Origin of the sequence: Streptomyces alanosinicus, from assembly GCF_014650595.1 — a bacterium.
Lineage (GTDB): Bacteria > Actinomycetota > Actinomycetes > Streptomycetales > Streptomycetaceae > Streptomyces > Streptomyces alanosinicus.
This window is the reverse complement of sequence record NZ_BMVG01000009.1, coordinates 1-13,363: the sequence shown is the minus strand read 5'-3', so window position 1 is coordinate 13,363 and position 13,363 is coordinate 1. Positions and strand designations below refer to the sequence as shown.

The following is a 13,363-nucleotide window of genomic DNA, read 5'->3' as shown; positions in this document are numbered from 1 at the left end:
CGAATTCCCCCCACCACCGGCAGGCCGCAGCCCCGTCACGGCAGGCCGCAGCCCCCGTCACAACGGACCGCAGACCCCGTCACAGCAACCCGCAGCCCCCCGTCACGACGGGCCGCGGCCACGGCGCGCCAGCCGGGGTCCCTCCGTGCGGGCTCAGCCGCCGACGACCGGCAGGCGGAGCACCCCGGTGTCCCCGGGTGCGCTCACCACGGTCACCGGCTTGATCCCCCGGTTGCCGACGTAGGCGTCGTCGCTCGCCGCGATCACGAAGCGCAGCCGGTGGCCCGCCGGGTACCGGTGCACGATGCCCGGCAGGGTGACGGTGAAGCGCTTGGTCACATCGGGCACCCGGACGGGTGCGACCAGCCGGTGGACGAGGGTCTGGGTGCCGTCGGGCGCTACGTCGTACAGCTTGGCGAACAGCACCAGTTTGTCGGCGGCGTCAGAGGAGTTCTGGGTGCGTTCGGCCTGCGGGGAGAGGACCCTCAGGGTGATCTGCGGGGCGCCGGCGACATCGAGGTCGCCGCTGAGGGGGGCGCCGGTCCAGGCGAGGTAGGTGCCCTTGGTGTCGAACGGCCCCGGGTCGGGCAGGCCGAGGGTGCCGGCCAGGGAGTTGTCCGAATGACTCGTCGGGACTGGCCAGTTGGTGTAGCCGCGGCTGCCGCGCGTCACCTGCGCGGGGCTGTCGGCCAGGGTGCCGTCCCCGGACAGATAGAGGGTGCGGCCGAGCGCCGGGACCCGGTCGGCGGTGGCGTAGGTGCGGGTGGGGTCGGTGATCCAGTCGCGGTAGTAGGCCACGGCGGGACCGGTGTCGGTGTGCGTGTCCTTCCTCAGGTAGCGGTCGAACCAGGCGAGGATGCGACGGCCGACGTAGCTGCTCTCCAAGTTGCCCTGGACGAGGTTGAGTTCACCGGCGGCGGGGTCGTTGATGCCGCCGCTGTGGCCCCAGGACTGCCAGATGAGCGCGGTCGGGGTGCCCTGGGCCTTGAGCGTGCGGTAACTGGCCGTCGCCTCGTTGAGGTTGAACAGAGTGTCGGCCTGTCCCTGGACCAGCAGGGTGGGTGCCTGGACGCGGGAGAGGTACGTCGTCGGGGAGACGCTGCGGGCGTAGGCGAGCATCCGGGCCGTGCGGTCGGCCGGGTAGCCGCCGGAGTCGAGGGTGTGCACGGTGTCGCAGGCATCGGTGACGAAGTGCAGACAGGCCAGCGAGTTGATCCGGGACGGGTCCAGGTTCGGGACGGTGATCGGCTGGGACTCGCCGCTCAGATAGAAGCCGTTGGTCCACTGCCATTTGAAGGCGCCGGGCACGTCGCGGGCGCCGGCGGCGTTGTTCGGGTCCAGGGAGTAGACGAGGTCGTTCCAGGTGATGAGCGGGACGAGGGCGTCGACACGGTGGTCGGCGGAGGCGGTGGCCAGCTGGATCGCCCCGCCGTAGGAGCCGCCGATCATGCCGACGCGGGGGTCGCCGGGGGCGTCGAGGGTGACGAAGTCGGCGCGGGTGCCGTCGTCGGCGGCGCGCTTGCCGCCGAGGAAGTCGACCAGCCGGGAGGCGGCCCTGCCGTCGATGCCGGGGTCGTCGAGGGAGATCAGACACCCGGTGTGGCCGAAGCCGAGGCCGGAGTAGACGAGGGAGACATAGCCGCGCTCGGCGAAGGCCTTGCCGATGGCGTCGGTGGAGCCGTCGGACTTGCTGCCGCCGAAGCCGTTGGTGGCGAGCACGGCCGGTGCGGGGTGGGCGCGGTCCGCTCCGGCGGGCCGGTACAGGTCGGCGTCGACCGCGCAGGTGCGGCCGCCGGCCCGCACGGTGAACGTCAGCGGGGTGACGGTGTACGGGCTGCCCGCGTGGGCCGGGCCCGCGGTGAGCGCGAGGGACGCGGTGAGGCCCGCGCCGAGCAGGGCGGCGAGGGCGGCACGGGTTCGGGACACACGGCGGGGTGCCGGTCGGGGCACACGTCGGGGCAACGGGACCTCCACGCTGAGGTGCACGGACACCGGCCAGTTGATCCTGGCCGACAGCATGCTGTGACACGTGTCAGATACCGGTCAATCCCCTGGAGGTGTGGTTTCCTGACGGAAAATCAGTGCATGGCCGCTCAGCGCAGCGCGGGCTTTTCGAGCGTCAAGGTGCCGGAGTCGGCGTCGAGTTCGGCGGCCACCCCGAAGGGGACCGTCAGCGCGTCGTCGCAGTGTCCGAAGCCGAGCTCCTCGACGACCGGCACACCGAGTCCGCCGAGCCGGTCGGCGAGGACCGGGCGCAGCTCCTCGTACCGGCCGCAGTCGCGCCAGGATCCGAGTCCGACGCCGGCGACCCCGTCGAGCCAGCCGGAGCGCAGCAGCTGGGTCAGCAACCGGTCGACGCGGTACGGCGCCTCGCCGACGTCCTCCAGGAGCAGCAGCCCGCCCCGGGCGCCGGGCCGGGCGAACGGGGTGCCGAGGTCGGTGGCCAGCAGGCTCAGACAGCCGCCGAGCGTCACCCCCCTGGCCCGCCCCGGGGCCAGTGCCGCCCCGGCCGAGGTGAGCGTCCGTGCCGTCTCCGGGGCGAACAGGGTGGCCCGCAGATGTTCCTGCGCGCGGGCGCTCTTGATGAAGTCGGCCCCGCCGGCGACCGGTCCGTGCAGACTGACCAGGCCGAGCCGGGTGGCGAACGCCTGGTGCAGGACGGTGGCGTCACTGAAGCCGACGAACACCTTGGGGCCGGCCGCGCGCATCGCCTCCCAGTCGAGCAGGTCGACCAGGCGCTGGGCGCCGTAGCCGCCACGGGCACACAGCACCGCGTCCACGGACGGGTCGCACCAGGCCCGCTGCAGATCGGCGGCCCGGTCGGCGTCACCGCCCGCGAGATAGCCCAACTCGCCGTGTCTGTCGAGCACATGGGGAGCCGCCACCGGGTCCAGGTCCCAGCCGCGCAGCACGTCGAGCCCCGCCTGGACCCGTTCCTCGGGCACCGGTCCGCTGGTGGCGACGACGGCCACCCGGGCGCCCGGGGCGAGTCGGCTCGGCCGGGTCAGTTCCTTCACGGGCGCAGCTCCAGTCTCGGCACATCGGGTACGTCGATTCCGAACACCTGAGCGTACAGGGACAGCTCGGCCTCCAGGGCGCGGACCAGGGTCTCCGCGCGCCGGAACCCGTGCCCCTCGCCCTCGAAGGCGAGATAGGCGTGCGGCAGGCTCCGGCCCTCGATCCGGGTGAGGAGGCGCTCGCACTGCGCGGGCGGGCAGATCACGTCGTCCAGGCCCTGGAGCAGCAGGAACGGGACGGTGAGCCGGTCGGCCTGGTGGGCCGGCGACCGTTCTGCGTACCGGGCCGGTACCTCGGCGAGCGGGCCGATCAGCGACTCCAGATAGCGGGACTCGAAGTCGTGGGTCTCGTCCGGACCCCAGGTGGCCAGGTCCAGGACCGGGTAGCGGATGGTGCCGCAGGCGTAGAGGTCGGTCGTGGTCAGGGAGGCGGCCGTGGTCCAGCCGCCCGCGCTGCCGCCGCGGATCGCGAGCCGGCCCGGGTCGGCGGTGCCCTCCTCGGCGAGGGCGCGGGCGACCGCCGCGCAGTCCTCGACGTCGACCACGCCCCACATCTCGCGCAGCCGTTCGCGGTAGGCGCGGCCGTATCCGGTGGAGCCGCCGTAGTTCACCTCGGCGACACCGATGCCCCGCGAGGTGAAGTAGGCGATGTCCAGGTCCAGCACGAGCGGTGCCCGGCCGGTCGGGCCGCCGTGCGCCCAGACGACGTACGGCGCCGCCTCGCCGTCGGGCGCGGCCCGTTCGGGGTGGTGCGGCGGGTAGACATGGGCGTGCACCTCGCGGCCGTCCGGTCCGGCGAACGTGCGGATCCGGGGCTCGGGGTAGTACGCGGGGTCGACGGCGTCCCGGTGCCGGGCACCGACGGCGCGGGCCCGGCCGGTGGCGATGTCCAGCTCGACCACCTCGTACGCGGTGCGCGGGCCGGCGCCGACGCCGACCACGCGCCCGCCGTGGACGGCGAGGGTGGTACCGAACTCGGTCCAGGGCCCGGCGGCGTCGACCATCTCCCCGGACTCCGGGTCCAGTACCCCGAGCACGGCCTGCCCCCGGCCGTGGACGACCGCGATCAGGCCGTTGTCCAGGGGCGCGAACCAGCGCAGCCCCGGCTTCCACAGCGGGCCGGCGAACTCCTCCTCGCGCGGGCACAGCGGGGCGCCGTCCCGGTAGAGGTTCCACCAGCCGTCACGGTCGCTCGCGTACAGCAGACGGTTGTCGGCCGACCACTCGGCCTGGGCGATCGCCTCCCGCGGCCCGCCGGCGACGGTGCGGGCGCCGTGCAGCAGGCCGTCGTCGCCGATCTCGCCGACGAGCAGTTCCGTGCCGTCCCACGGCATCCGCGGATGGTCCCAGGCGAGCCAGGCCGCCCGGCGGCCGTCGGGCGAGACGCGCGGCCCGGTGACGAATCGGTGCCGGCCGTCGGTGAGTTCGCGTACGGCGGACCGGTCGCCGGCCGCGGATCCGTCCAGCGGTACGGCCGCCAGGACGCGCCGTACGTCGGACGGACGGTCCCCGGTGAACTCCTCCAGCACGCACCACACCTCGCCGCGCGCGAGGTCCAGCCGCGGGTCGGCCCAGCGCAGTCCCCCGCCGACCGCGGAGAGCGGGGTCAGCGGACAGGGCTCGCCGCCGGGCTCGTACCGGTACAGCCGCTGGTCGGCGAAGTGCGTGAACACGATGAGGGGCGCGCCGCCGCGCAGCGTCCCGGTCCAGGGCCGACCGCCGTACTCCACCACCCGGTTGCGCACGTTCCACGGCGCGGGCAGCACGGGCTCCTCGGCGCCTTCGGCGGTCCGGCGCACCAGCGTCCGGCGGCCGTCCTCGGCCGGCCGGGGCTCGGTCCACCACACCTCGTCCCCGACGAAGCCCACCCAGTCCGGCTGGCCGTCGTGCGCGGCGGCCAGCGCCGCGTCGACCGGCGACGGCCATGATCCGTACGGCGCCGTCAGCATCCCGTCCCCCTGTCCCCTAGGCCGTGCGCAGAAAGCGGTCGAGTACCCGTACGCCGAAGTGCAGTGCCTCGACGGGGACGCGTTCGTCCACGCCGTGGAACAGTGCCTGGTAGTCGAGGTCTTCGGGCAGCTTCAGCGGGGCGAAACCATAGCCGGTGATGCCGAGCCGGGAGAACTGCTTGGCGTCCGTGCCGCCCGGCATGCAGTACGGCACCACATGCCCCTCGGGTGCGAACTCCTCGACGGCGGCCCGCATCCCGGCGAAGGCCGGCGTGTCCACCGGGGCCTGCAGGGCCACCTCGCGGTGCGCGAACTCCCAGTCCACGTCCGGGCCGGTCAGATGGTCGAGGGTGGAGGTGAACTCCTCCTCGCCGCCCGGCAGATACCGTCCGTCGACGAAGGCGACCGCCTCACCCGGGATCACGTTGACCTTGTAACCGGCCTCCAGCATGGTGGGGTTGGCGCTGTTGCGCAGGGTCTCCTCCACCAGCCGGGCCGCCGGGCCGAGCTTCTGGAGCAGCCGGTCCACATCGGTGAAGTCGGGCTCGACGCCGTACAGGGCGGCGAGTTCGGTGAGCGCGGCCCGGACGGTCGGGGTGAGCCGGGGCCGCCACGCGTGTTCACCGATACGGGTGATGGCGGCGGCGAGCCGGGTCACCGCGTTCTCCTTGTTCGCCTTGGAGCCGTGCCCGGCCCGGCCGCGCGCGGTGAGCTTCAGCCAGCCGGTGCCGCGCTCCCCCGCCGCGACCGGGTAGAGCTGCCGGCCGGCGCCGTCGTGGAAGGTGAAGGCGCCGCACTCGCTGATGCCCTCCGTGCAGCCTTCGAACAGCTCGGGGTGGTGGTCGGCGAGGAATCCGGAGCCGTCCTCGGCACTGGCCTCCTCGTCGGCGGTGAACGCGATGACGAGGTCCCGGCGGGGCCGTACGCCCTGCCGGGCCCAGCCGCGGACGACCGCGAGGATCATCGCGTCCATGTTCTTCATGTCGACGGCGCCCCGCCCCCACACCAGCCCGTCGCGGATCTCGCCGGAGAACGGGTGCACCCTCCAGTCGGCGGCCTCGGCGGGCACCACGTCGAGGTGTCCGTGGACCAGCAGCGCGTCGGCCGAGGGGTCGGTGCCCTCGATCCGGGCGACGACGTTGGTGCGGCCCGGGGTGCGCTCCAGCAGCAGCGGCTCAAGGCCCGCGCCGGCCAGCCGCTCGGCGGCGTACTCGGCCGCGGGCCGCTCCCGGCAGTCCCCGCCGCCCCGGTTGGTGGTGTCGATCCGGATCAGGCCGGAGGTGAACTCCACGGCCTCGTCCAGCGCCAGCTCGTCGGCCTGCTGGTCAGCCATACTGCTCCTCCACGGCGGCGGAGACGATCGTGGTGACCGCCTTGAACGTCCTGATCCCCTCGTACATGGTGGCGCTGGTGTACGCGACCTTCCGCTCCCCGGTCCGCTCGGCCCCGGGCACGACGGTGGCGGCCATCGCCAGATGTTCCGCGTCGAACTCGACGGCAACGGTGAACGGCCCGCCCTCGACGGGCGTGTGACGCACCGCCAGCCGGGCGGCCTCCTTCGCCGCGGCGCGGATGTCGCCGGCGGTGCGGGCCGGGGTCCGGCACACCGCCGCGTACCGCGACACATGGTCCTTGACGGCGACCTTCAACGCCTCCGGGGCATAGCCGAGGGCGTCCTCGCAGGCCACGTCGTCGCCGGTGACGAGGACGACAGGGACGCCGTACTCGGCGACGACATGCGCGTTGAGCAGGCCCTCGCTGGCGCGGACGTCGTTGAGCCACACTCCGGTGATCTGGTTGGCGAGGTAGGTGTGGGCGAGGACGCCCTCCATGCCGGCGCCCGCGTGATAGCCGACGAACGCGATACCGTCGACGTCGCCGTGCTGGACGCCCTCCACCATGGACAGCGTCTTGTGGCGTCCGGTGAGCATCTCGACCCGGTCGTCGAGCCGCTCCAGCAGCAGGTTGCGCATGGTCCAGTGGGCCTCGTTGACGAGCACCTGATCGGCACCGCCGTCGAAGAAGCCCTCCACGGCGGCGTTCACGTCCGAGGTGAACATCGCCCGGCACCGCTCCCACTGCGGCGTCCCCGGCAGCACGTCGGCCGGCCAGGTGACCCCCGTGGCGCCCTCCATGTCGGCACTGATGAGGATCTTCATGCTGCTTCACGTTACGCGCCGACGAGGGAACTTCCTACGAGGCGGGGAGGAGGTTGCGCACTCCCCCACCTCGACACCGCTGCGCACTCGACATGATGCGTCATCGGGATGACATGCGCCGCTGGCAGCCGCTGCCCGATTCTCTCGAACCGGAGACCCAGGACCTCCTGGAGCGCATGCGAGCCCTCAAGGACTCGATCGGCATGAGCTTGGCCGAGCCGGCGGCCCGCTGCGGCCTGGGCACCGAAAGACGGCCCTCCGGAAGACCTCAGCTTGTCGTTCCTTCGACACCTTCTGACGGGCGTCGTGCCGATCGGGCAGTGCGTACCGCCGGGTGGCGGCGGAAGGGCGGGCGGGTCAGCAGCCAGGCCCAGGTAGCCGCCAGCAGCGGGCGGATGTGTTCGGCCGCGCAGTGGGTGGCGCCCGGCACGATCCATACCGTGGTGTTCCGGAGGGCGGCCAGGCGAGCGGTGTCACCGCGCGGGATGAACTGGTCGTGCGCGCCGTTCACGGCCAGCAGCGGCACGCAGTTGTCCGCGTCGTCCGCAAGTTGGTCCAGCAGCCCCTGGCGGGGAGAACGCGGCCAGCACCCCGTCACCTGGGCCGGGTCGGGTCGAGCTGGCCGGCGAAAAAGCGCTGGCGGTCCGCAGGATCTCGTTCGCGCGACGCAGTTCCTTCACCTCCCGCCGCAGCTGCGCGAGCTCATCCTTCCCGGCGGTGGTCAGCCGGTCATCCCGCTCACCGCGGTCGGCCTCGGCCTGCCGGATCCACCCACGCAGGGCCTCAGGGTGCACGCCGAGATCGACGGCGAGTCGCTTGATCTGGGGCTTGGGGTCGGAGGTGCGATACATCTGCACCGCACGCTCACGCAACTCCAGCGGGTACTTTCTGGGAGCAGCCATGGTCAGATTTCCTCTCACGAAACCCATCTGACCCTCTGCCAACTTCTTCCGCATCCCGGGGGAGGCTCAGGGCGACGGCTGATCGGACACCGCCCGTTCCGCGTCCTCGTGGGCTTGTAATGTTCGACGCGGTGGTGGACGTATGAATCCGCCACTGCGTCATCCAGGAGGCCCCTGGGGCTCGTTCACTCTGCGACGAAGTCGGCCATCATGGCCATGTCCTCGTGTTCCAGGTTGTGGCAGTGCAGCAGGAAGCGGCCCGGGTAGTCGGTGAAGCGGGTGACGATCTCCACGGATTCGGCGGGGTGCATGTCCACGGTGTCCTTCCAGCCCGCGTCGTACGGGCCGGGTGAGCGGCCGTTGCGTGCGATCACCTGGAAGTGGTTGAGGTGGAGGTGGACCGGGTGGTGGAAGTCGGTGACGAACCGCCATAGCTCGGTGGTGCCGAGCTGCACGGTGGCCAGGGGGCTGCCGGGCTCGTAGGGGCTGCCGTTGATGGTCCAGCCGGCGGATCCGGCGCGCCGCTGGAAGTGGAACGTTCGGGTCGCCGCGGCCCGCTCCGGCCGCGGCGCGGGTATCGCAGACAGCCGCTCCGGTATGCGTGAGTCGTCGGCCGGTGGCCGGGCGGTGGAGACGTCGAAGCGCATGACGTCCGCCGTGCTGCCGCTGCCCAGCCGGTTCACCAGCCGCACACGGGTGCCGGGCCGGTATCGGGAGAAGTCGACGATCACGTCGAAGCGCTCGGCCGGCGCGATATCCAGGGCGTCGTGCGCGAGCGGCCTTTCCAGCAGCCCCCCGTCGCCGCCGATCTGCACGAGCCCCCCGCCGCCCGGCGGCGGGGGGTCGAGTGCCAGACGATAACGGCGCGCGTTGGAGGCGTTGAGCAGGCGCAGGCGGTAGCGCAGCCGCTGTGTCTCCAGTACCGGCCAGGGTGCCCCGTTGACGAGAAGGACGTCGCCGAGGACGCCGTCCATGTACGGGTCGCTGACACCCGGTGTGTGTTGTGCCGGGTCCAGGGCGGGATACCGGAAAGACCCGTCGGCGGCGAAGGCCCGGTCGGCGATCATCAGGGGGATGTCCCGTCCACCGCGGGGCAGATGCAGTGCCTCTTCCTCGTCGTCGTGGACGAGGTGGAAGCCGGCGAGGCCGTGCCAGACGTTCGGGCCGGTGAAGCCCATGCGGTGGTCGTGGTACCAGAGAGTGGCGGCCCGCTGCTCCATCGGATATGTGTACGTCCGCTCGACCACGGCCTCGTCCCGTGAGCCGGCCGCGCCGGACATCGGCATCCCTGCCATGGCGTCAGCGTGGGAGGCCGTGCCGCCCTGCGGCAGGATCAGCGCGGTCGGATAGCCGTCGCTGCCGTATGGGGTGTGCCCCCCGTGCAGGTGGACCACGGTCGGGTGCGGCAGTCCGTTGCGGTGCCGTACCACCGTCCTACGGCCCGAACAGGAGACCAGGGTCGGCCCGGGGAAGCTGCCGCCGTACGTCCAGGCGGTCGTCTCCAGCCCGGGAAGGATCCGCAGACGCGCTGTCTGCTGGATGATCTCGTATGCATCAGTCGTACCGCTGGAGTGTGCCGGTGTAAGCACCGACGGGACGGGCAGCGGCACTGTGTACGGCCGCGGCAAGGGTGCCTGGCTGCGCAGCAGCAGCCCCGACTGACCGGGCGTCAGTGACCCTCCGGCCATGGCCCATCCGCCCACGGTGAGCGCACCGCCGCCGAGGGCGGCAGCGCCGAGCAGGCGACGTCGGGTGATGCCCCCGGTCATACGCGCTCCTCAAGCGTGGCGCGGGTCCGGCCTGCTGCCGGGCGCCAGGCCCAGACGAGCATGAGGAACGTGCAGGCGATGATCGCCACACCCAGCGGGACGTGAATGGCGAGCACGCGCCCGTACCCCATGGCTATCTGTCCCGCCTCCGCGCCGAAGAGTGTGAACCCGGTCAGGGCCGGCCAGACGGGCCCGCCGCCGGGCCGCCACAGCAGCAGCGCGGCCACGACCATGGCCACCGCGGTCAGCCCGGTGGCCATGGCGTTGAGGGCGTGCAGGTCGAGGGCTCCGTAGTGACCGGACAGGAAGCTGCCGGCCAGTACGGCCTGACCGACGGCGAGGGCGGCCTCACAGGTCACCAAGGCGCGGAACAGCGCGAGCGCCCAGGGCCGCACAGTCGAATTAGGCATGGGCGAGATAGTGCCACATGAGACTATCCCAAGGGAATCAATCTCGGTCTGACCTATGCTGGAGGACCATGAACACGCCCGACTCCCCCTCCCCCGCGCTCGGCACCGGTCCCGCACGCATCGGTCCGCTGCTCCGTCTCGCCCAGCGACGTGCCGCGCGGACGTTCACCGAGGCCCTGCGCCCCATGGGCATCGAAGGCCGGCACTACGGCGTCCTGCTCAACCTCGCCACGCACGGGCCGCTCAGCCAGCGACAACTCATCGATCTCACCGGCAGCGACAAGTCCACGATGGTGCGCACGGTCGACGACCTGGAGGCTCGCGGCCTGGCCGTGCGGCGGCCGTCCCCCGCCGACCGGCGCGCCTACGCGGTGGAGATGACCGACGAGGGCAGGACGCTGTTCGCCGACGCCTCACGGATCAGCAATGAGGTGGGTGCCCGGCTCCTCGACTGCATGGAGGAGGACCAGGAGCAGCTGTGCGTGCTCCTGGAACGCTTCATCAAGGCTCCAGGAGCCTAGAGCCTGTCTCCCGATCAAGACCGGTGTTGAATCTGCTCACGCGTCTGCTGGCAGTCGATTCAGGGTGCAGTGCAGTTGATCGAATCGAGGACGTCGAGGTCTTCCTTTGTCAGATGCAGTGAGCCTGCCGCCAGGTTGTCGATGAGGTGGTCCGGGTTGCCCGTTCCCGGTATGGCCAGGACATGCTTGCCCTGTCGCAGGATCCATGCCAGGCGTACCTGCGCCGGCGACACTCCGTGCGCACGGGCGACGGTGAGGATCTGTTCCGGCTCAGTGTGGACGGCGCCTGCTTCGCGTCCCTCGCCGGCGATGGAGAAGAAGGGCACGAACGCGATGCCGTGTGCGGCGCAGGTGTGGAGCAGCTCGGTGCTGGTGCGCGCGTCGATGCCGTAGCGGTTCTGGACGCACACGACGGGCGCGATGGCTTGGGCTTGGGCCAGGTGAGTGGGGCGTGCGCCAGAGATGCCGAGGTGGCGGATGAGTCCGGCATCACGCAGCTCGGCGAGGGCCCCGAAGTGCTCGCTGATCGAGTCCTGGCCCATGAGGCGCAGGTTGACCACGTCGAGGAGGTCGCGGCCGAGCTGACGCAGATTCTCCTCGACCTGGCCACGCAGCTGATCAGGCCGGGCCGGGGTCGTCCATTCACCGGACGCGTCCCGTGTGGGGCCGACCTTGGTGGCGATCACCAGGTCGTCCGGGTACGGAGCCAATGCCGAGTTGATCAGCTCATTGGCGGAGCGCAGCCGCGAGAAGTAGAACGCTGCGGTGTCGACATGGTTGACGCCGAGTTCGACCGCGCGGCGCAGTACGCCGATCACCCGGCTGCGGTCGCGCGCGATGCCCGGATGGAAGGCGGTACTGCCGGTCAATCGCATGGCACCGAATCCGATCCGGTTGACCGTGAGGTCTCCCAGCAGCCAGGTGCCTACGGTCCCCGCAGAGACTGTCTCCAGCGTCATCTTTTCCATCAGCCCCTTCGCAACAGCCCACGCGCATCAATGATTTGAGGCGGAGTAAGCGTGGGTATGCCCAGCTGAGAGCCGTGACGAGAAGGCGCCTGATGGCGGAGGAATGTCACAGCCCAGACGGGAATCTACGCAGGGAACGCACGGTTGTTACTTGTGTCGCTTTCGCCCCGTGAACTCGGCTCACGAGCGCAGCCAGATGAGGAGAGCGGCGGCGGTGACAGTGCCGAGGTAGACGTATCCGCGCTTGTCATAGCGAGTGGGTGTGCCACGAGGCGCCAGTACGCCGTGAGGCGCGGTGAATCGAAGGAGGTGCAAGACCTCCTCGCCAGGTTGTCGCAGCAGCCTGGTGGGAGCTGAGCGCAGTCCGAGCCGGGAGACGCCGGGGAGGGCGGGAAGCAGCGCTGACAAAGCCGGGACTGCTCGGAACTACCAGACGGGCCGGGTCCGGCAAGCGAGATCAGAGGGCGCACGAGAGGAACTAGCGGTAAGGGGCCTCCATGGATGGAGCCCGTACGGACCCCGCTCGCACCGAGTGCCGACACCGGCAACGACCCACGAAGTACCGCCAAGAGACAGTAAAGCCGAACCGTCTGCACCCGGCACTCCACCCAGCGCCATCTTCACGAAACCCGGCCTGACACCCCATCAGAACGTGCGTCAAACGTGCGTCGTTCGTGCGTCAAGATATCGCCCGTAACGCCCACAGCACACATAACGCACACTGCTTAAAACAGCAGGTCAGGATCCCTTTCCGGCAGACTCAAGGATCGCCACGCACTCCACATGATGCGTCATCGAGAACACGTTGATCCTGTTACCCGGCCGAGTCCCCGTCTCCTTCACCAACCGGCAATTCCATCGGTCTGGCGCTATCGCACAACGACACGTCGAGAAGATCATTCCAAACCGCTACCGAAAGCAGGCGGCGATCAGCCGTGCAGCCGCTGCCTGTGCACGCCACGATACTTCGAGTCAACTGATGAACAGCCCTACCGCCAGCCGGTGGACCGCGACGAGCCAGCACTCCTGCCGTCTTCCTGACTTCTTCGACTGCGGCAAGCCGCAGATACCCGAACTTCCGCCCACGCCTCAGGCCCCCTCCGGCCAAAACCGGAGGGAGTCTGCACACGCAGAGACAAGGCGCAGGGCGTGCCACGACGGCTCCAACGGCCGACTACCAGGAGTGATACCACCAGGGACCTGACATCAGTTCTGACATCGTCCGCCTTGGGCCGCAGTGGGTTTGTGTGGCCATCAGCAACCCGGCGACCTGCCACGCCCCGCGGCGCGCCGCAGGTCACGAAACCATCCCCAAGAGATGAGGATCTTCATGCTGCTTCACGTTACGCGCCGACGAGGGAACTTCCTACGAGGCGGCGAGGAGGTTGCGCACACTCCCCCGCCAAGCCCTCCTAGGGCCTGTCCGGCGGATCCTGTCGCGGACGCGGGGGCCGGCACGCCTGCGCCGATGAGGCGCCGTCACTTTCCCGCGACCTGATCCGCCGGACAGGCCCTAGTCGCCCGCGCCACGGAGGAGACGATGAAGCACCAACCCGGCTTCATCTGCATCAACTTCCACGCCGCCCAGGACGGCGAACGCGTCATCAACTAGTGTCCCGTGATCCGGTTCGTGTCAGTTCGCATTGTTGTTGACGAGTTTCTTCACGT

The 13,363-nt window shown here is 70.7% G+C and carries 10 protein-coding genes and 1 pseudogene; 1 reads left to right on the top strand and 10 read right to left on the bottom strand.

Annotated elements, in window-relative coordinates:
* Positions 1-153: 153 nt before the first annotated feature.
* The 8 genes and pseudogenes from IE277_RS20570 to IE277_RS20535 form a co-directional block, all read right to left on the bottom strand.
* On the bottom strand, positions 154-2,019 hold the full coding sequence (locus IE277_RS20570; protein ID WP_189954522.1) for a CocE/NonD family hydrolase: 1,866 nt from the start codon (positions 2,017-2,019) through the stop codon (positions 154-156).
* A 74-nt stretch (positions 2,020-2,093) separates the two neighbouring features.
* A complete protein-coding gene (locus IE277_RS20565; protein ID WP_189954520.1) occupies positions 2,094-3,017 on the bottom strand; it encodes a S66 peptidase family protein in 924 nt (307 codons plus the stop codon).
* A complete protein-coding gene (locus IE277_RS20560; RefSeq protein WP_189954519.1) occupies positions 3,014-4,966 on the bottom strand; it encodes a prolyl oligopeptidase family serine peptidase in 1,953 nt (650 codons plus the stop codon). The genes IE277_RS20565 and IE277_RS20560 overlap by 4 nt, the downstream gene beginning before the upstream one ends.
* A 16-nt stretch (positions 4,967-4,982) precedes the next feature.
* The gene (locus IE277_RS20555; RefSeq protein WP_189954517.1) at positions 4,983-6,299 is read right to left on the bottom strand and encodes a M20/M25/M40 family metallo-hydrolase; all 1,317 of its coding nucleotides are present in this window, start codon (positions 6,297-6,299) and stop codon (positions 4,983-4,985) included.
* Positions 6,292-7,125, bottom strand: coding sequence for a M55 family metallopeptidase (locus IE277_RS20550; protein WP_189954515.1), 834 nt, complete (start codon positions 7,123-7,125; stop codon positions 6,292-6,294). The genes IE277_RS20555 and IE277_RS20550 overlap by 8 nt, the downstream gene beginning before the upstream one ends.
* A gap of 716 nt (positions 7,126-7,841) precedes the next feature.
* Positions 7,842-7,976: pseudogene (locus IE277_RS49565) on the bottom strand (transposase); the annotation flags it as partial.
* 236 nt (positions 7,977-8,212) lie between these two features.
* Positions 8,213-9,796: a multicopper oxidase family protein gene (locus IE277_RS20540; protein ID WP_189954511.1), complete on the bottom strand. Its 1,584-nt coding sequence runs from the start codon at positions 9,794-9,796 to the stop codon at positions 8,213-8,215.
* The gene (locus tag IE277_RS20535; protein WP_189954509.1) at positions 9,793-10,206 is read right to left on the bottom strand and encodes a hypothetical protein; all 414 of its coding nucleotides are present in this window, start codon (positions 10,204-10,206) and stop codon (positions 9,793-9,795) included. Before IE277_RS20535 ends, IE277_RS20540 begins: the two co-directional genes overlap by 4 nt.
* A gap of 68 nt (positions 10,207-10,274) precedes the next feature.
* On the opposite strand from IE277_RS20535, the gene IE277_RS20530 reads away from it, so the two are divergent.
* Positions 10,275-10,727 (top strand): MarR family winged helix-turn-helix transcriptional regulator, encoded by a 453-nt coding sequence (locus tag IE277_RS20530; RefSeq protein ID WP_189954507.1) that lies wholly within the window; start codon positions 10,275-10,277, stop codon positions 10,725-10,727.
* Between the two features lie 59 nt (positions 10,728-10,786).
* Here IE277_RS20530 and IE277_RS20525 read toward each other — a convergent pair whose 3' ends face one another.
* Positions 10,787-11,686, bottom strand: a complete 900-nt coding sequence (locus IE277_RS20525) for an oxidoreductase (protein ID WP_189954505.1) — start codon at positions 11,684-11,686, stop codon at positions 10,787-10,789.
* Positions 11,687-11,875: 189 nt separating this feature from the next.
* Positions 11,876-12,010 carry a hypothetical protein gene (locus IE277_RS48845; protein WP_268252639.1) on the bottom strand — a complete coding sequence of 45 codons (135 nt, stop codon included), beginning with the start codon at positions 12,008-12,010 and terminating at the stop codon, positions 11,876-11,878.
* Between the last annotated feature and the right edge of the window lie 1,353 nt (positions 12,011-13,363).